The organism is Limosilactobacillus sp. DJ3M12 (assembly GCF_947381695.1).
Lineage (GTDB): Bacteria > Bacillota > Bacilli > Lactobacillales > Lactobacillaceae > Limosilactobacillus > Limosilactobacillus kinnaridis.
In genome coordinates, this window is sequence record NZ_CANCWY010000001.1 from 232,787 (window position 1) to 252,744 (window position 19,958).

The window sequence follows — 19,958 nt, forward strand, 5'->3', positions numbered from 1 at the left end:
TAAATGAAAATAAAACAATTACCAGCTATATTTGAACCAGCACGCCCTGTTTTACAAAAAATAGAGGAGGCCGGCTACGAAGCATATTTTGTTGGCGGTTGTGTCCGTGACACTATTTTGCATGATGAGATTCATGATATAGATATAGCGACGAGTGCTTACCCTAGTGAAATAAAGGCGATTTTTAACCATACTGTCGATACCGGAATTGAACATGGTACAGTTATGATTCTCGACCATGGAACGGGATATGAAACAACTACTTTTAGAACCGAGTCAGGTTACCAAGACTACCGCCGTCCTGATAAAGTGACTTTTGTTCGTTCATTAAGTGAAGATCTCCAGCGTCGAGACTTCACAATTAATGCCCTCGCCTTACGGGAAGATGGGGAAGTTATTGATCTATTTGACGGACTAGAAGACTTGCAAAAACATCTTATTAAAGCAGTTGGCAACCCTAATGAACGTTTTCATGAAGATGCTTTACGGATGATGCGGGCCGTGCGTTTTGCAAGTAAGCTTGATTTTGTCATTGATACTGCAACATTAAAAGGGATTAAAGGAAATGCACCATTATTAGAAAAAATTGCAGTTGAACGAATCCGGGTTGAACTAGAAAAACTATTGCTGGGTCAAAATCCAGTAGCGGGTTTAAAAGATTTTATTGCGACTGGATTGTACCAATATTGTCCAGGGTTGGAAAATGCGCAAGCTGCTTTATCGGCTTTATTAATCCTTAACCAATGGCATTTGGAAAATGAGGTCCAATTGTGGTCAGTTTTGAGCTTACAGCTCCAGCTTGATCAAAAAGAAATTGGTAAATTCTTAAAGAAGTGGAAGACAGCAAATGATTTAATTGCGCAGGTCAAAAAAGTAGTTCCAGCAGTCCAAGCAATTCGTCAACGTACGCTTACGCCAACACTAATGTTTAATACCGGTGAAACAGCCCTCCATGATGCTAACCAAGTAGCTAAGTTATATGGATGGGCAATTAATGATGAGGAATTACAAAAAGCTTATCAAAAATTACCAATTAAAAACGCTAAAGAATTAGCAATTGATGGTCGAATATTAATTACTAAAGCGGGGGTAAAACCGGGACCATTGATGGGGAAGATTCTTCAGCAATTAATGTTGGCAGTAGTAAATGGCGAAATAGCTAACGATGCAACAACCTTATTAGAAAAAGTAGAAGAGATAACGAAAGAGGGATAATATGCAAACAATGCGTGCAGAGGGCCTAACCAGCACATACGGTGAAAAGACCTTATTTGATGATATTTCGTTTATTATCAATGAAAATGATCGAATTGGACTGATTGGTGTTAATGGAAGCGGGAAAACAAGTCTTCTTAACGTAATTAGTGGGGAAGTAAACCCAGAAGGTGGCGGTCAGATCACTAAACCCAATGATTATACGATCGGTTATTTAAAGCAGCAACCAGAGCTTGATGAAAATAAAACAATCATGGAAGCTGTTTTTGAAGGTAAACAACCAGTGTTTGAAACGATTCGCCAATATGAGCTGGCGCTTGAACGCTTTACACAGCACCCGGAAGATCCACAAGCAATCGACCGTTACACAAAAATGCAGGCACGAATGGATCAAGAAGATGCATGGGAAGCAGATAGTCGGGTGAAGACGATTCTGACCCAGTTAAAGATAAAAGATGTAAGTCAAAAGATTGCTCAACTTTCTGGAGGACAAAAGAAACGGGTTGGGCTAGCACAAGTCTTAATTCAACAGCCAGATCTCTTATTACTGGATGAACCGACTAACCACTTAGACCTCGATTCGGTAGTTTGGCTCCAAGATTTTCTTCGTAGTTATAAGGGTGCCGTCCTTGTTGTTACCCACGATCGGTACTTCCTTGATCAAATTACAAATTATATCTGGGAACTATCTTTTGGTAAACTTTATCACTACGAGGGAAATTATCAGGACTTTGTAGCAAAAAAGGCGGAACGAGTAGAATTAGCTAAAGATACTGAGAAAAAGAATCAACAGCTGTATAAAAAAGAATTAGCCTGGATGCGGACAGGTGCAAAAGCCCGTTCCACAAAACAAAAGGGGCGAATCAATCGGTTCCACGAATTAGAGGGAAAAATCGGTAATCTTAAAACCGATGAAGATATTGCTATTAATCTTGGATCACAACGTCTAGGAAAAGATGTTATTCAATTTAAGGATGCTAACTTAAAATTTGATAATCATCAAATCCTCCATGACTTCAATTGGCTTGTTCAGGCAGGTGATCGAATTGGAATTACTGGTGAAAACGGGGCAGGTAAGACGAGTTTATTAAACGTAATTGCCCAACGTGTCCCTCTAGATAATGGTGTCCTTAAGATTGGTGAAACCGTTAAGTTAGGATATTATACCCAGCAAACAGAAGGAATTGACAATGATAAGCGGATGATTAGTTTCTTGTCTGAAATTGCAGATAATGTTACTGATAAAGATGGTAATAAGCTTAGCGTTACCCAATTATTAGAACGTTTCCTATTCCCTCGCTTTATGCATGGTACTTTGATCCGAAAGCTTTCTGGGGGTGAAAAGCGACGATTATACCTCTTAAAAATCTTAATGCAGCAGCCTAACGTCTTATTACTAGATGAACCAACTAACGACCTTGATATTGGAACACTGACAGTTCTTGAAGATTACCTAGATAATTTTGCGGGAACTGTTATTACGGTTTCTCATGATCGTTATTTCTTAGATAAAGTGGCCGACAATTTGCTAGTCTTCAATGGAAATGGTGATATTGAGCGTTATACGGGACGCTTTACTGATTATTTAACTGCTAAAAAAGAAGAATCAGATAAGGATAAAGAGCTTAAAAATGATCAAAAAGCCCTTGATAAAAAGCAGGCAAGTAGGCAAGAACCAGCCAAAAAAGAAAAAACAAAACTTACTTATGCTGAACAACTCGAGTGGGATCATATTGATGAAGAATTAGACGCCCTTGATCAACAGCATCAGCAATTAGAAAATGAAATGGCTGAAGCAGCAAGCGATTATACGAAAATTGCTAAGTTACAGAAGCAGCTAAATGAAATACAAGAAAAAATTGATGAAAAGACAGCTCGTTGGGAGTATTTAAGCACATACGTTGACGAGTAAAGGAAGGGAACATAAGGATGGCAACAAATATAAATGAAGAGCAATACTTAGACTTAATTCGTTATGTTTTGACGAATGGACATCAAAAGGGTGATCGGACAGGAACTGGTACTAAGTCTGTTTTCGGATATCAGATGCGGTTTGACTTAAGCAAAGGTTTTCCTATTTTAACTACCAAGAAAGTCCCATTTGGCTTGATTAAGAGTGAATTACTATGGTTTTTACGAGGTGACACTAACATTCGCTTCTTACTTCAACACAAGAATCATATTTGGGATGAATGGGCATTTAAGAAGTGGGTGGAAAGTGCTGAATATCAAGGCCCAGATATGACAGACTTTGGTCACCGCTGGCTTAAAGATCCAGAGTTTAAGCAGGTCTATCTCCAAGAAAAGAAGGCATTTTGTCAGCGAATTCTTGAAGATGATGATTTTGCCCAAAAGTATGGCGATTTAGGGCTTGTTTATGGAAGTCAGTGGCGAAAATGGAAGACGAGTCAAGGCGACACAATTGATCAAATTGCTAATGTTATCCAGCAGATTAAAACTACTCCAGATTCACGGCGGATGATTGTTTCAGCTTGGAATCCAGAAGATGTTCCTTCCATGGCTCTCCCTCCATGTCACACAATGTTCCAATTTTATGTTAATGATGGAAAGCTTAGTTGTCAGCTCTATCAACGGAGCGCCGACATCTTTTTAGGAGTTCCATTCAATATCGCTAGTTATGCATTATTGACGCATATGATTGCTCATCAATGTGGTCTAGAACCTGGCGAGTTTGTTCATACATTAGGGGATGCTCACATTTATCTGAACCACCTTGATCAAGTTAAAGAACAGCTGACAAGAACACCTCATGAAGCTCCTAAATTGATTTTACCTGTTGAACCAAAACCAATCGATCAATATGAAATGACTGATATTAAATTAGAAGGCTATACTTATGAGCCGGCAATCAAGGCTCCCGTAGCAGTTTAAAAGGAGTGGTTCAAAATGAGTGAACTGAATTTAATCTGGGCGGAAGATTTGAATGGTTGGATTGGCAAAGATAATACAATTCCGTGGCATGTTTCTGCTGATATGAAGCATTTTAAGACAAAAACTACTGGTCACCCAATTATAATGGGGCGAAAAACTTTTGCTTCTCTTGGCAATAAACCGTTGCCTAAGCGAGAAAATATTGTGCTTACCAGTCAGAACATAGATGCTGAAGGAGTGAAAGTCGTTCATTCTTTAGCTGCCCTTAAAGAATATCTTAAAGCAAATCCAAACGAATATTTTGTAATCGGTGGGGCAACGATCTATCAGCAATTACTCCCAATGGCGACAAAGCTAACACGAACGGTGATAAATAAGCAAATTGTTGGAGATACAAAAATGCCAACGATCGATTATGACCGTTGGCACTTAGTAAACCACAATAATTATGAAAAAGATGACCAGCTAATTTGTCGTTTTGAAGAATGGGAACTAAACGTATAAAAGAATTGAAAAGTACATTAATATCGTGCCGATGAGGACAAAAATATGCCAAATCAAATGGGTATATGCCGTTGGCCGGCTGTAAAAGAGGGCGCCAAGAGTAAAGGAAAGTCCTCCTAGTAAAAGCAATCCGAAGCCAACTGGACCAAGCGCATGCCAGAGAGGCATGAAGGCAACTAGACATAGCCAGCCCATTAGAATGTAAATAATGGTTGAATATTTACTTTTATGTTTTAACCAAATACATTTATACACGATTCCAATAACAGATAAGCCCCAAATCACGCCGAAAATTGTCCAGCCTAACCAGCCGCGGATACTAACTAAACAATAGGGGGTATAAGTCGCGGCAATAAGCACAAAGATCATTGAATGGTCGAGAATTTGAAAGACTCGTTTAGCTCGTGTAAAGATCAAAGCATGAAATAAGGTTGACGAAAGGTAAAAAAGAATTAAAGCACTTCCGTAAATAGTAAAGGTAACAATTCGCATGGGACTACCAGTATGAACAGCTCTGATAATTAACAAGATCAAGCCAGCAATCGATAGTCCTGCCCCAATCCCATGAGTAACCGCATTACCTATTTCTATCAGCAAAGTACGCCGATCTCTTGTCTCTTTTTGTCTATCCATCAAAAAACCCCTTTCCAAAGACCAATGAATTTTTAAAATATTTTTGTTATACTAAATAAATAGTAATTGATCCTACAAAATTAGATAAAATTGAGTATAATAGTACTTGAAATAAATTATCTAGTTCTCAATACTAGATAATTATAGCACAAATTGTTCAGGAAGAGTGGTAAGTTTCATGGCAAAGATAAAAATTGTTTGTGACTCATCAGCAGGATTAACTGATGAAGAAATTAAAAAATATGACATTACAATTATACCATTAAGTGTAATGATTGATGGGACGGTATACGTTGAGCGTGAAACAATTACAAACGAACAGTTCCCTGAAATGATGAAGAATGCTAAGTCACTACCAAAGACTTCCCAGCCACCAATTGGGAAGTTTGTAGATGCCTTTGATAAGCTAGGTGAAGATGGTAGCGAAGTATTATGCGTTACAATGATGGAATCAATTAGTGGGACCGTCCATGCGGCTGAACAAGCGGCTGGAATGACAAAGACAAAAGTTACAGTCTACGATTCCCAGTCAACCGACCAAGTAATGGGCTTCGAAATAATTGAAGCAGCCCAAGTAATTGAAGCTGGTGGTAGCGTTGAAGATGCAATTGCTAAGATGAAAGAGGTACTTAGTAAATCTGAACTTTACTTGGCAATTGATAATCTTGATAATTTAGTTGCTGGTGGCCGAATTAGTAAATTTGCTGGTGCTATTTCTAACCTATTAAACATTAAGGTTATGCTCCATGTGTATGACGGTCAGATTCATATTGAATCAAAAGGCCGTGGCATTAAATCAATGCATAAGGAATGGGATAAGATTTTAGATGAAATGGCACGGGGACCAAAAGTTAAGCGAATTGGAATTTCTCATGTCGATGCTGGCAAAGAAGTAGAACGCTTATTAGCAAAAATAAAAGAACTTTATCCAGAAATCGAGGTTACTGTTCGAGAGACAGTGCCAATTATTGCAACTCACACTGGAATGGGTGCTTGTTGTTTGCTATACTATACAGAATAATCTTTGATAAAAATAAGTGGAGAGAGTGGAAAATAACCGCTTTGTGGCGACGCGAAGCTAGTTCCACGTTATCTCACTATTGTTCATAAAAGCGGTTGAGGCTGAGAGAAAGCAAAAAGTTTTCTCCCAGCCTCTATCTTCTTAAAATTTTAAAATAAAGGACTATAGAATAGATGAAAAAGTGGATTAAATGGCTATTATTATCGCTTTTGGCTATTATGATTATTGGTGGGGGATGGTATACTGTTAACCACTTTACAAATTTAACTAGTAATAGTTCAAAAGTTGTTACACCAAAGTATGTTGAAAAGAAAAATGTAAAGCTGGTTGCATTAGGCGATTCCCTTACTCACGGTCAAGGGGATGAGAGTAATAATGGTGGATACGTTGGGGTAATTAAGAGGAAAATCGAACACCGTTACCACCAAACTAAGGTGACAACAGTCAATTACGGGGTAACAGGGGACCGATCCGACCAGATTCTTGACCGGTTAAATCAGCAATCTCAATTACGTAGTGACTTACAGAGCGCGGATGTGATTACGATGACTGTTGGTGGGAACGACTTGATGCAGATCTTGGAAAAAAACGTAATGGGCTCTGAACGGCAAGTTACCAGTAGTGTTGAAAGTGGCGAAAAGACTTATCAAAAAAAATTAATTAAGCTATTTGATGCAGTTCGAAAGGAAAATCCTAAGGCTCCTATTTTTGTGATGAGTATTTATAATCCCTTCTATACCTATTTCCCAGATGTAACGATTATTAACAAGTCAATTAATCAATGGAACCAAACTACGCAAGATACAATGAATAATTATAAGTCAATGTATTTTGTGAACATTAATAAGTTGATGTCATACGGTCAATATCAGACTAAGAGTCAGCAACAACAGCTGGTCAAGGAAGAAGAAAAGGCTAATCAAGGGCAAGTCAGTCAAAAGCGGGTTATTGAAATTATGAATCATAAGGATAAGAACCTTAATAAATACATTTCAACAGAAGATAATTTCCATCCTAATCATACGGGATACGTCAAAATTGCTGACCAATTATTTAAGGTAATGCAAAAACATGATAGCTGGGAATTCACACGGAGGTAAAAATGAAAAATTCTGAAGAAAAAAAGACTAATTGGTGGAAATGGGCCTTTTTTTGCTTAGTAGCCTTGATTGTAATTAGCTGTGGGGTTGTGTTAAACAAGGCGACTGCACCGACTCCTGCTACTACAACTAGCAAAGCAGTAAAGCCAAGCGATTCATCAGTAACGGTTGAATTGAATAAAAAACAGGTGAATGCTTTAGCTGCTAATTACCTGAATCAGTTTTTAAAAGGGCAAAAGATCCGTTATGATTTTATTGTTGGCGATCAGTATGCTACCTTGACAGGAAATACTAAGTTTCTAGGGGCTAAGGTGCGATTTGCCATTAACTTTATTCCTGAACGACTAAGTAACGGAAATATCTTGTTGCGGGCTAAGGGACTTTCAGTTGGACGGTTAAATATCCCGATCAAATTTGTGATGGGTTACATTGCAAAGAATTATAATATTCCTAAATGGGTAACAATTAACCCACAAAAGAAGACAGTTTTATTAGACCTTAGCCGTTATAGCAAGCACCGTTCTCTTAAGTACTCGGCTCAAGAAATTAACATGCAAGAAGGACGGTTTAAGTTTTTAATCACGGTCCCAACAAGTAATGAATAAATATTGGAGGAAATCAAAATGAGAATGAGTTTTTATCAGTTTTTAATGACTCAACGAAATCCGAATAGTGCAGATGAAGTTCAACAGTTTGCAAACAACGCTTTTTTGGATACTACTTTTCCTAAGCATTCCGAGGATTTTGATGAAATTTCGCATTATTTAGAAGAAAATGCTGACTATTTGCCATCAATGACAATTTTTGATGAAGCTTGGCAACGGTATATTGATGCAATGAATTAGAAAAGAAGGGAGAAAGTCAAATGGCAACAATTCAATGGTTCCCAGGACACATGGCAAAAGCATTACGCCAAATTCGTGAACAAATGCTACTAGTAGATATTTTGTTTGAGCTAGTAGATGCTCGTGTCCCCTATTCGTCACAAAATCCAGAAGTGGCACTAGCTGCAGGAGAAAAGCCCAAACTTTTAATTATGACAAAAACGGACCTAGCAGACCAGAAACGATTAAATGAATGGATTAAATACTTTGAGCAACATAATCAACCAGTTCTTGCTCTCGATTCACGCCAAAATAACGTGGCAAAAGTTGTAACGGCTAAAAGTAAAGAGATATTAAAAGATAAATTGGCAGAAGAAAAAGCCAAGGGAATGAAAAAGAGGCCAATTCGGGCAATGTGTGTTGGTGTTCCCAATGTAGGGAAATCAACTCTTTTAAATCACCTGGTAAAAAAGAACGTTGCGGCTACTGGAAACCGTCCCGGAGTCACTACTGGACAGCAATGGTTGCGGTCATCAGCAGAATTGGAATTACTTGATACTCCTGGTGTCCTTTGGCATAAATTTGCTACTCCTAAGCAGGGGATAATGCTTGCTTTAACAGGAGCAATTAAAGATAGCTTATACGCAAAGGATGATGTAGCGTTGTTTGCCCTTGATTACTTGCGGCAACATCAGCCAGAGATGTTAAAGCAACGTTACCACTTAACTGATGCAGATCTGGACGAATCGGTTGCCAATCCAGATTTACTATTAACGATTACTGCTAAAATGGGCTTTCGTGATGATTATGACCGGGCTAGTGAACGCTTGATTTTTGACTTGCGAAAGGGAAAATTAGGACCAATCACTTTGGAAGTACCCGCTGACCTAAATGAGGATGGACTAAATGAATAAGGAAACCATTAGTCAAATTAAGGCCCGTTTACAAACTATCACAGATACAACTGATCCTTACTTGCAAACTATTCGTGATGATTCGCGAAAAGGTGTTCAAGCAGCAATTCAGCAATTTGAGCGGCGGCTTGCACGGCAGAAGGAAGCTGAAGAGGCGTTCAATAACCGGTTTAAATATGAAAAGTACTACTGGGAAAAGGGATGTCAGTATGTTGCAGGAATGGATGAAGTAGGAAGAGGACCATTGGCTGGGCCGGTGGTTACTTGTGTAGTAATTTTAAATGCAGATTTTGACCTGATAGGGGTAACAGATTCCAAACAGTTAACTAGGCATGAACGAGAAAATTTGTATTTACGAATTGTTGATGAGGCGGTTGAAGTTAGCATTGCGGTAAATGATGCGCCAGTGATTGATCAAATGAATATTTATGCTGCTACCCAGGATGCAATGATTCGGGCAGTTAATCACCTTCACCATCGACCAGATCATCTGATTGTTGATGCTGTCCCGTTAGCAATTGATATTCCTCAGACGACTTTGATCAAGGGGGATCAAAAGAGTATTAGCGTTGCTGCAGCCAGTATTGTCGCAAAAGAATACCGTGATCACCTAATGCGGGACTATGATTATGTTTATCCAGGGTATGGTTTTGCACAAAATATGGGTTATGGAACCAAAGAACATTTAGCCGGCTTAGAAAAAATGGGGGCAACTCCTATTCATCGGCGTTCTTTTAATCCCGTTCCAAAATATTTAAATTAAAAAATGCATTTTCAAAAAGCTTTCGTATATAAATATAGGGAGGCTTTTTTATGTTACAAGTAAACGATTTTCTATTACGGTTAAGTTTATGTCGCGGAATTGGCTTAGTTTCAAAGTATCGTCTATGGGAGTGTGCTCAACAGGCGCGCTGCTTTAATAATATTGACTATTTGATTGACCATGCAAATGTTAGCTTACGAAGTGCGTCGTCATTGAAAAATAATTGGACAAGTCCAGAGCTTGATCAAGCAGTGGCCTTAAACAGTCAGGAAAAATTTATTACAATTGCGGATCCGTTATACCCGATCACCTTGAAAGAAACGTACTGTCCGCCCTTGGTATTGTTTTATCGTGGTAATCTGAGCTTGCTCCATCAGCCTTCAATTGGTGTTGTTGGCACTAGGCAGATAACTAATTATGGACAGAGCGCTTTACGAGGATTGCTGCCACCAGTAATTAAGCGGCAGATAGTAGTAATCAGTGGTTTAGCTCAAGGAGTAGATGGTTTTAGCCATGAACTGGCGTTAAAACATGGTGGCCTTACTATCGGAGTGATTGGGACGGGTTTAGATCAAGCTTACCCCCGAAATCACCAAGTCCTTCAAGATGAGGTTGCCAGACAAGGATTAGTAATTTCTGAGTATGGGCGGGGTGAATCACCTGTGGCTTATCACTTCCCAGAAAGGAACCGAATTATTGCAGGTTTAAGCGAAGTGGTTTTGGTTGTCGAGGCAAAGAAAAGGAGTGGGAGTTTAATCACCGCGAATATCGGTTTAGATGAAAATCGGTCTGTATGCGCTATTCCTGGAAGGATTGATGCTCCCTTATCAGTAGGATGTAACAGTTTAATCGCAGCTGGCGCGAAACCAATTCTCAGCGCCCAAGATCTGCTAGATGAGTTTCGGCTGTACGATTCAAGGGCTTGATTTCTGGTGAGAAGTTGATTAAAATGTTTTGTTCAGTTAGAGATTATATTTGACAGATGGTAGTCAAATGGATTAATAATATTATTGAATGAAATATTAAAAATGTTAGGAGCCTACCAGAATGGCAACCAAAACAACCAAATCAACGGCGAAAAAGACAACTCGTCGCCGTTCAAAAATTAAAAAAAATCTGGTGATCGTGGAGTCACCATCAAAGGCAAAAACAATCGGTAAATTTTTAGGCCGGTCCTATAAGGTTGTGGCTAGTTTAGGTCATATTCGGGACTTGCCAAAAAGCCGGATGGGGGTAGATATTGAAAATGACTACACCCCTGATTACATTTCAATTCGGGGGAAGGGTGATGTAATTAAGGAACTACGGAAGGACGTTAAAAATGCAAAAGCCGTATATCTTGCATCTGACCCGGACCGTGAAGGGGAAGCAATTGCCTGGCACGTTTCAAATATTTTAAAGCTTGACGATGATCAAAAGAACCGGGTTACCTTTAATGAAATTACTAAAGATGCTGTTAAAGAAGCTTTTAAGGAACCCCGAGAGATTAATATGGATCTCGTGGATGCCCAGCAAGCACGACGGGTATTAGATCGATTAGTTGGATATTCAATTAGCCCAATTTTATGGAAGAAAGTCAAAAAGGGCTTAAGTGCTGGTCGTGTTCAATCAGTTGCCCTTTATCTGATTATTCAACGTGAAAATGAAATTAAAAACTTCAAACCAGAGGAATACTGGACAATTGATGCTGATTTCAAGAAGGGCAAAGAAGAATTCAAGGCTAGTTTTTACGGTGAAAATGGTAAGAAGGTTTCCTTGAAGAATAATGATGATGTTCAGGCAGTCCTTTCTAAAATCGATAAAAAGAAAGATTTCGATATTACTAAGGTGACTAAAAAAGAACGTCGGCGGCAACCACAGCCACCATATACGACCTCGACCATGCAACAGGATGCTAATCGTCGTTTGAACTTCCGAACACGAAAGACAATGATGGCAGCACAAATGTTATATGAAGGGATCGACATTAAAGAAGGAGCACCGGTTGGGTTAATTACCTATATGCGGACGGACTCGACTCGGGTGGCGTCAATTGCTAAGCATGAAGCGTCTAACTATATTCATGAAAACTATGGAGCAGAATATGCGGCAATAAAGCCGGTTAAGGGAAAATTACCTGAAGGGGCCCAGGATGCTCACGAAGCTATTCGGCCAACTTCAGTCTATCGGACACCAGCTAAAATGAAGCAATATTTAACCTCCGACCAGTATAAACTTTATAATTTGATTTGGTCGCGGTTTGTGGCTAGTCAAATGACTGCGGAAGTAATTGATACGATGAGCGTTAACCTCCAGCAAAATGGGGTCGATTTCCGTGCAAATGGATCAAAAGTTAAGTTCCCTGGGTTTACGAAAGTATATAAGCGAGGAACTGAAAAAGATAACTTGTTGCCAGAATTAACTGAAGGTGACAAGGCAAAAATGATAAAGGACGATCCAGCTCAGCACTTTACCCAGCCACCTGCTCGTTATACAGAAGCGACTCTTATTAAAACCTTGGAAGAAAATGGCGTCGGTCGGCCATCAACCTATGCGCCAACCCTTGATACGATTCAACGACGGTACTATGTTCGCCTTGTATCACGCCACTTTGAGCCAACTGAATTGGGTGAAATTGTCAACCGAATTATCGAAAAGCAATTCCCTGATATTGTCAATGTCCAATTTACTGCCGATATTGAAGGCAAACTTGATGAGATTGAAGAGGGTAAGCAGAACTGGATTAATGTTGTTGATAAATTCTATCAACCATTCTCAAAAGAAGTTGATGCAGCTGAAGAAGAGGTTGATAAGATTGAGATGAAAGATGAGCTTGCTGGCACAGATTGTGAAATTTGCGGGGCCCCAATGGTTATTAAAATGGGTCGTTATGGTAAGTTCTATGCATGTTCTCGTTTCCCAAATTGTCGGAATACCAAGGCGATTGTAAAAGATACCGGAATTACATGTCCAAAGTGTGGGCAAGGAACGGTTGTTGAACGAAAATCAAAGAAGAACCGAACTTTCTATGGTTGTTCCCGTTATCCAGATTGTGACTTCGTTTCATGGGATAAACCGATTGGACGTAATTGTCCTAAGGATGGGCACTTCCTTGTTGAAAAGAAAGTCAAGGGTGGTAAACAGGTTGTCTGTCCAAATGGAGACTACCAAGAAGAAGTTCAGAAGTAAAAGCTCTACTTCATTTTTACTGAATTTTACTTAAATATTTATTGAAAAGGGTTCCAAAATCTGCTATTGTGCGTTTGGAACCTTTTTTATATACTTAATGTTAAACGATTATCAATTGAAGGGATCGATAACAATGATTACTTTACAAAACCAACAATTAACCGTAAAAATTGATGAATTAGGTGCTCAACTACATAGTATTAAACGGCAGGATAACGGAATCGAATACTTATGGCAGGGGGACCCCGCTTCATGGAATCGCCAAGCACCAATCCTCTTTCCGTTCGTTGGCCGCTTAAAAGATGATCAATATCAATATGGCAACCAAACTTATCATCAAACACAACATGGTTTTGCACGTGATCGAAAATTCCAAGTTATTGAGCAAACACCATCGATGGTTGTGATGGAACAGCATGATGATAGTGAAACTAAGAAGGCATTCCCTTTTTCATTTAGTCTTCAAGTAAAATTTGAATTAGTTATTGATAAAGTTGAAATTAGCTATGTGGTGAAGAACCCGAGCGGAGATGAAACCTTAATCTATGCCATTGGAGCACATCCTGGTTTTAATATGCCGTTAACTAGTACTGGGAGTTTTGAACAAACAGAATTAAGCGTTAAACCGGCAACAGAATATTCACGGATCGTTTTAGATGGCGCCTATAACGATTCAGCTCATCCACAATTGATTAATATGCAGGATTCATTATCACTTAATCATGATCTTTTTAATAAGGATGCTATTATTTTCAAAACAGATGGCGGCCATTTTACAGCCAAATTAACGGATACTGTTGCTAATCACGGGGTCGTAGTTGATACTTTTAATACAGAATACGTGGGAGTTTGGTCGCAATATCCAAGTACAGCTCCATTTGTATGTGTGGAACCATGGTGGGGAATAGCAGATAATGTCAAGGCTGATGGGCTCCTCCTCCATAAGCAAGGGATGCACCGTCTAGCACCAAATGAAACAGATAATTATCATTTTAGTATTAAGCCATTTTAACGAAAAAATAGGAGACTGTGAAACTTTCCATTTCCAGTCTCCTATTTATTTAGCTTCTTTTCTCGTAAATAATAGCCAAGGCCAAAACTTACCATTGATTCTTTTCCTGATAAAATTCGGTGAATGTTTGATCGGTGGCGGTAAAAGACCACTCCTGTTAATATTCCTGCCACGATTGCTAAAATCCAAGCATGAATGAAGAGGGCGATAATGAAAATTGCACTAATCCCTACCATACTGGCGGTACTAACCATACTTGTCAAGCATAAGACAAAGATAAAAATCAAACAGGCAACAACAAAGAGGAGGGGGTTATAAGCTAAGAGAATCCCCGCGCTAGTTGCCACCGCTTTCCCGCCATGAAAATTATCGAATATTGATACAGTGTGACCAAGACTAGCAAAGAGTCCGATCAATAGGGGGTTAACGGTTCCAGATATCCCTAAAAAGTATGGCTGACTGGCAGCGAGTGTTCCCTTTAGAATATCGATAACCAAAACAACGACGCCCGCCTTAAATCCCAATGTTCGAAAGGTATTTGTTGTTCCGATATTACCGCTACCTAACTTGCGAATATCTTTATGATAAATATACTTACCGATCCAGAGGCCAGTTGGGATTGAACCTAAGAGGTAAGCAATAATAATCATCCCAATAATTTCAAAAATCATATAAATAGCTCCTTAATAATAGCTTATACAGCTTTTAAGCATAGCATGAATATTTAATTTTAACCACTAGGAAGACACAATTTGCCAATCTACTAAGTTTTCAGTATCATTTTAATTATGAATTGAAATTGTGGCCGGTTTAGCTTTACAATTAACAAATGTAAATGGTAAAATAACTTTCCGAACATACGTTTAGGTATAATATTGGCAATGGGAGGTCATTTTGTGGCCAAAGAAGAAGTAAAATATGATGCCTCATCCATACAAGTATTAAAAGGGCTTGAGGCAGTACGAAAAAGACCAGGGATGTATATTGGGTCTACTGACTCACGTGGATTGCACCACCTGGTATATGAAATAGTAGATAATGCCGTTGATGAAGCATTATCCGGTTATGGTGATGAGATTAACGTCACCATTGAAGCAGACAATGCGATTACAGTTCAAGATCATGGTCGGGGGATGCCGGTTGGGATGCATGCTTCCGGTAAGCCGACACCTGAAGTTATTATGACGGTTCTCCATGCTGGAGGAAAATTTGGTCAGTCAGATGGTTATAAAACTTCAGGAGGGCTTCATGGTGTTGGAGCTTCCGTAGTAAATGCCTTATCATCACATTTGACGCTGACAATTGTCCGTGATCACGTCCGTTACCAAGAAATTTTTAAGGATGGCGGTCAACCAGTTGGAACGTTGAAAAAATTAGGAAAAACTAAAGCTGAGAACGGAACGACCGTCTCATTCAAGCCGGACCCGAAGATTTTTTCAACTACTGTTTATGACTACAATACCTTAGCTAATCGGCTCCGTGAGTCGGCCTTTTTATTGAAAGGGATTAAGATTACCCTTACCGATAAGCGAGCTGGTCAAGAAAAACAAGATGTATTCCAATTTGACAATGGAATTCAAGAATTCGTTTCTTATCTTAACGAGGGTAAGGACGTTTTAGGAAAGACGCTCTACTTTGACGGAAAGCAAGATGGGGTCGAAGTTGAAGTAGCGGCTCAATATAATGATGGTTACTCTGAGAGCTTGTTATCATTTGTCAATAATGTCCGAACTCCAGATGGTGGTACTCATGAAGCCGGATTCCGGAGTGCCTGGACGAAAACTTTCAATGAATACGCAAAAAAGGTTGGGCTGTTAAAGGCTAATGATAAAAATCTAGAAGGTAGTGATGTTCGAGAAGGGTTAACAGCCGTTATTTCTGTCCGGATTCCTGAACGTCTACTTCAATTTGAGGGTCAGACAAAGGATAAACTGGGAACTCCTGAAGCACGGAAGATTGTTGATGCGATTGTCAGTGAGCAGCTTAACTATGCCCTAATGGAAAATGGCGACTTTGCTCAGATGTTAATTCGTAAGGCATTAAAGGCGCGTGAAGCTCGAGAAGCTGCCCGTAAAGCCCGTAATCAAGCTCGTGGTGGTAAACGAAAGGGCAAAAAAGAACGCAATCTTTCTGGAAAATTGACTCCGGCCCAATCAAAAAATGCTAAGAAAAATGAATTATTCCTAGTCGAAGGGGATTCGGCCGGTGGTTCAGCCAAGCAGGGGCGTGACCGTAAATTCCAAGCAATTTTACCATTACGAGGGAAAGTGCTAAATACAGAAAAGGCGAAGTTAGATGATGTATTAAAAAACGAAGAATTGAACACAATTATCTATACTGTTGGTGCTGGTGCTGGTTCTGAATTTAACGTTGAAGATTCAAACTACGATAAGATTATTATTATGACTGATGCCGATGATGATGGTGCTCATATTCAGATTCTTCTTCTTACCTTTTTCTACAAGTATATGCGGCCAATGATCGAAGCTGGAAAGATCTATATTGCTCTTCCACCACTTTATCGCTTGCAACGCGGACGTGGAGCTAAGACTAATATCACGTATGCGTGGACTAATGAAGAATTAACAAAATTGACTAAAAAGATGGGCAAGGGAGCACAATTACAACGGTTCAAAGGGCTTGGTGAAATGAATGCTGATCAGTTGTGGGAAACGACGATGAATCCAGAAACTCGGACACTAATCCAAGTTCGGATCGAGGATGCTGAATTAGCTGAGCGTCGTGTAACTACCTTAATGGGTAATAAGGTGGAACCACGGCGGGAATGGATTGAAGAAAATGTCCAATTTACGTTAGCCGATGATCAAGAATCTGATAAATTAGTTGAGAATAAAGGACAATTACCTCAAACTAAAGAGCCTACAATTAATACATGGAATAAATAGAGAAGGGAATCAAGTTTTGTGAGAAACGGAAAAATTGAACATATGACGCTCGAACAGATCATGGGTGATCGTTTTGGGCGTTATTCAAAATCAATTATTCAAGAACGAGCTTTACCTGACATTCGTGACGGATTAAAACCGGTCCAGCGCCGGATCTTATTTGCCATGAATAAAGATGGAAATACTTATGATAAAGGGTTTCGTAAGTCTGCTAAATCAGTCGGGAACGTAATGGGTAACTTCCACCCCCACGGTGATAGTTCAATTTATGAAGCATTAGTTCGGCTAAGTCAGGATTGGAAATTACGTGAACCCCTAATTGAAATGCATGGTAACAATGGATCAATGGATGGTGATCCACCAGCGGCCATGCGTTATACTGAAGCGCGGCTTAGTAAAATAGCAGGTTTAATGCTTCAAGATATCGACAAAGATACAGTTGAAATGGCCTTAAACTTTGATGATACTGAAAAAGAACCGACAGTTTTACCAGCACGTATTCCTAACTTACTCGTTAATGGAGCAACTGGAATTTCTGCTGGATATGCTACTGAGATTCCAACACATAATTTAAGCGAAGTTCTTGATGCACTGATTTATCTTATCAAGCATCCAACTGCTTCTTTGGATAAGTTAATGGAATTTATTCCTGGCCCTGATTTCCCAACTGGTGGAATCATTCAGGGGATTGATGGCATTCGTAAGGCATACCAGACTGGTCGCGGTCGGGTTGTAGTGCGAGCAAAAACGGAGATTGAAACCTTGCGGGGTGATCGTCAACAAATTAATGTGACGGAGATTCCTTATGAAGTAAATAAGGCGCAACTGGTTAAGCGAATTAACGATCTGCGCCTTGCCAAAAAAGTTGAGGGAATCGCGGAAGCTCGCGATGAAACTGATCGTAGTGGATTACGAATTGCAATCGAACTAAAGCGGGGAGCTAATGCGAACGGTATTCTTAATTACTTATTAAAGAACACTGATTTACAGATTAACTATAACTTCAATATGGTTGCGATTGATGACCAGCGACCAATGCGTGTTGGATTGAAGCGAATTTTGACTTCCTATCTCGAATTCCAGAAAGAGATTATTCGTCGACGGACACAATATAACCTAACGAAGGCTCAACAACGTTTGCATATTGTCGAAGGGTTAATCAAAGCACTCTCAATTTTAGATAAGGTCATTAAAACGATTCGAGCAAGTAAGAATCGTAAGGATGCAAAGGAAAACTTAGTAAAAGAATACAACTTTACACCTGAACAGGCTGAAGCAATTGTTACCTTGCAACTTTATCGCTTAACAAATACGGATGTAACTGAGCTGAAAAAAGAACAAGAACAATTAAATTCACGGATTAATGAATATCAGTTAATCTTGACTAACGAAAATGAGCTAGCAAAAGTTCTTACTAAGGAAATTAGGGCCATTAAGAAGGAATTTGGCAATCCACGACGGACCAAGATTGAAAATCTTGTTGAAAAACTTGAGATTGATACTAAAGTTACGGTTGCCAACGAAGATGTTGTGGTCTTAGTTTCGCATGCGGGCTATATCAAACGAAGCAGCATTCGTTCCTTCAAGGCATCGGAGGCAGAAGAAAACGGTCTCCGAGAAGACGATTACCCATTATTGATTCAACAAACAAATACATTATCGCATTTATTTATGTTTACCAATCTTGGGCATATTATTTACCGCCCAATTCATGAAATTGCAGATGCGCGGTGGAAAGATACCGGCGAACATATCTCACAAACAATCGGTTTAGCGGATAATGAAGAGATCATTAAAGCAATGATTTTTGATAAACTAGATCAGCCAGGAACAATCATCATGGGAACTAGCGATGGTCAAGTAAAGCAAACGGCCTTTAATGACTATAAGCCTGGTTCACGTTACAAGAGCCATGCAAGTGTCGCAATTAAGCTTAGGGATAATGCGCAAGTTGTAAATGTTGATTACTATGAACCAACAAATGAGAACCGTTCACTATTGACGATTAGTCGCCAAGGATATGCAGTGCGGTATGATGTTGCAGATGTTCCTGTAACAGGAATCCGGACAGCTGGTGTACGGGCCATTAATTTGAAAGATGATGACCAAGTAGCAGATCAAATCTTGGTTAAGGATGGTCAAGATATTGCTGTAATTACTCAACGAGGTGCATTTAAGGAAATGCCAATTGATGAGATTGAAGTTGGGGCACGAGCACGGCGGGGCGAACTTGTCCTTCGGCGGTTGAAATCACATCCTCATGAAATTGCAGACTTCCTTGCTTACGACCATGATTATCAAGGTGCTTTTGAGACTATTACTAACCGGCCAGCATTCCAAGATATAATGGCTACTGACCATCATCTAAGTTCGATTAAGTCAAATGGAACTTTTGTAATTGATACCGATACGCAAGGGGAACCAATAAAACTTCGAATGAAACAAACGAATGTTTTATCCGAAGAACCTGTTAGCCAAAATTAAAAGAAGGCGAAAAGTTTGGCGTATATTAAAGAAATTCGTGATTTAGTTGGGAATCGTCCCTTAATAATGACCAGTGCTTCTGGGGCACTCTTAAACAAGCAGAAGGCTGTTTTACTTCAAGAACGGGCGGACACTGGTGATTGGGGTTTCCCAGGCGGCTACATGGAATTTGGCGAATCTTTTGAGCAAACTGTAAAGCGGGAATTTAAAGAAGATGCGGGAATTGAAGTCGTGCCTGTCAAACGACTAGCAATTTTTGATCAGAATTTTTACACTTATCCTAATGGTGACCGCGTTCAACCAGTTAATGCTTTTTACTTAGTTGAAGAAAGTAGCGCTAAGCATTATCAGCCCAAAATTACAGAAACGACAACTACTGAATATTTTTCGTTAGATAAAGAACCACCACGTTTTTTTAACAGTCAGCATGAACAAATGTGGCAGATCTTAAAAGATTTTATTCATAATAGGAAAGATATTTAATAATTGTTCTTTAATCTATTAACTTCCATGATAGAATAG

At 39.3% G+C, this 19,958-nt stretch carries 18 protein-coding genes; 16 read left to right on the forward strand and 2 right to left on the reverse strand.

Features of this window, described 5'->3' with window-relative positions; genetic code table 11:
* Positions 1–3: 3 nt before the first annotated feature.
* From QOS06_RS01270 to QOS06_RS01285, 4 genes are read left to right on the forward strand one after another with little or no spacing between them, the layout of a single operon-like run.
* Positions 4–1,215 carry a CCA tRNA nucleotidyltransferase gene (locus QOS06_RS01270; protein ID WP_085679587.1) on the forward strand — a complete coding sequence of 404 codons (1,212 nt, stop codon included), beginning with the start codon at positions 4–6 and terminating at the stop codon, positions 1,213–1,215.
* 1 nt (position 1,216) lies between these two features.
* Positions 1,217–3,127 carry an ABC-F family ATP-binding cassette domain-containing protein gene (locus QOS06_RS01275; RefSeq protein ID WP_085679590.1) on the forward strand — a complete coding sequence of 637 codons (1,911 nt, stop codon included), beginning with the start codon at positions 1,217–1,219 and terminating at the stop codon, positions 3,125–3,127.
* 17 nt (positions 3,128–3,144) lie between these two features.
* Positions 3,145–4,107, forward strand: a complete 963-nt coding sequence (locus QOS06_RS01280; RefSeq protein ID WP_085679593.1) for a thymidylate synthase — start codon at positions 3,145–3,147, stop codon at positions 4,105–4,107.
* A 15-nt stretch (positions 4,108–4,122) separates the two neighbouring features.
* Positions 4,123–4,611 (forward strand): dihydrofolate reductase, encoded by a 489-nt coding sequence (locus QOS06_RS01285; protein ID WP_003670900.1) that lies wholly within the window; start codon positions 4,123–4,125, stop codon positions 4,609–4,611.
* On the opposite strand, the gene trhA is transcribed toward QOS06_RS01285, so the two are convergent.
* Positions 4,600–5,244 (reverse strand): PAQR family membrane homeostasis protein TrhA, encoded by a 645-nt coding sequence (gene trhA / locus QOS06_RS01290; protein WP_085649508.1) that lies wholly within the window; start codon positions 5,242–5,244, stop codon positions 4,600–4,602. The two genes, QOS06_RS01285 and trhA, sit on opposite strands and share 12 nt — an antisense overlap.
* 178 nt (positions 5,245–5,422) lie before the next feature.
* Here trhA and QOS06_RS01295 point away from each other — a divergent pair, with 178 nt between their 5' ends.
* From QOS06_RS01295 to QOS06_RS01335, 9 genes are all read left to right on the forward strand, one after another.
* Positions 5,423–6,265, forward strand: coding sequence for a DegV family protein (locus QOS06_RS01295; protein ID WP_085679596.1), 843 nt, complete (start codon positions 5,423–5,425; stop codon positions 6,263–6,265).
* A 173-nt stretch (positions 6,266–6,438) separates the two neighbouring features.
* Complete coding sequence (locus QOS06_RS01300) at positions 6,439–7,365, forward strand: SGNH/GDSL hydrolase family protein (RefSeq protein ID WP_085679599.1); 927 nt, start codon at positions 6,439–6,441, stop codon at positions 7,363–7,365.
* 2 nt (positions 7,366–7,367) lie between these two features.
* Positions 7,368–7,970, forward strand: coding sequence for a YpmS family protein (locus QOS06_RS01305; protein ID WP_085679602.1), 603 nt, complete (start codon positions 7,368–7,370; stop codon positions 7,968–7,970).
* Positions 7,971–7,988: 18 nt separating this feature from the next.
* On the forward strand, positions 7,989–8,210 hold the full coding sequence (locus tag QOS06_RS01310; protein WP_003670906.1) for a YozE family protein: 222 nt from the start codon (positions 7,989–7,991) through the stop codon (positions 8,208–8,210).
* A 20-nt stretch (positions 8,211–8,230) separates the two neighbouring features.
* Positions 8,231–9,103, forward strand: a complete 873-nt coding sequence (gene ylqF / locus QOS06_RS01315; RefSeq protein WP_085679605.1) for a ribosome biogenesis GTPase YlqF — start codon at positions 8,231–8,233, stop codon at positions 9,101–9,103.
* Positions 9,096–9,866, forward strand: a complete 771-nt coding sequence (gene rnhB, locus QOS06_RS01320; protein WP_085679608.1) for a ribonuclease HII — start codon at positions 9,096–9,098, stop codon at positions 9,864–9,866. Before ylqF ends, rnhB begins: the two co-directional genes overlap by 8 nt.
* Before the next feature lie 50 nt (positions 9,867–9,916).
* Positions 9,917–10,792 (forward strand): DNA-processing protein DprA, encoded by an 876-nt coding sequence (dprA, locus tag QOS06_RS01325; RefSeq protein WP_003670910.1) that lies wholly within the window; start codon positions 9,917–9,919, stop codon positions 10,790–10,792.
* Positions 10,793–10,913: 121 nt separating this feature from the next.
* Positions 10,914–13,034, forward strand: coding sequence for a type I DNA topoisomerase (gene topA / locus QOS06_RS01330; protein ID WP_085679611.1), 2,121 nt, complete (start codon positions 10,914–10,916; stop codon positions 13,032–13,034).
* Between the two features lie 133 nt (positions 13,035–13,167).
* Positions 13,168–14,046, forward strand: a complete 879-nt coding sequence (locus QOS06_RS01335) for an aldose 1-epimerase family protein (protein ID WP_458118427.1) — start codon at positions 13,168–13,170, stop codon at positions 14,044–14,046.
* Between the two features lie 41 nt (positions 14,047–14,087).
* Here QOS06_RS01335 and plsY read toward each other — a convergent pair whose 3' ends face one another.
* On the reverse strand, positions 14,088–14,717 hold the full coding sequence (plsY, locus tag QOS06_RS01340) for a glycerol-3-phosphate 1-O-acyltransferase PlsY (protein ID WP_003670914.1): 630 nt from the start codon (positions 14,715–14,717) through the stop codon (positions 14,088–14,090).
* A gap of 210 nt (positions 14,718–14,927) precedes the next feature.
* Here plsY and parE point away from each other — a divergent pair, with 210 nt between their 5' ends.
* From parE to QOS06_RS01355, 3 genes are read left to right on the forward strand one after another with little or no spacing between them, the layout of a single operon-like run.
* Complete coding sequence (gene parE / locus QOS06_RS01345; protein WP_003670915.1) at positions 14,928–16,952, forward strand: DNA topoisomerase IV subunit B; 2,025 nt, start codon at positions 14,928–14,930, stop codon at positions 16,950–16,952.
* An 18-nt stretch (positions 16,953–16,970) separates the two neighbouring features.
* Entirely contained in the window at positions 16,971–19,436 is a 2,466-nt protein-coding gene (gene parC, locus QOS06_RS01350; protein ID WP_283595356.1) for a DNA topoisomerase IV subunit A, read from the forward strand.
* Between the two features lie 15 nt (positions 19,437–19,451).
* Positions 19,452–19,919, forward strand: a complete 468-nt coding sequence (locus QOS06_RS01355; RefSeq protein WP_013924009.1) for an NUDIX hydrolase — start codon at positions 19,452–19,454, stop codon at positions 19,917–19,919.
* Positions 19,920–19,958: the final 39 nt, after the last annotated feature.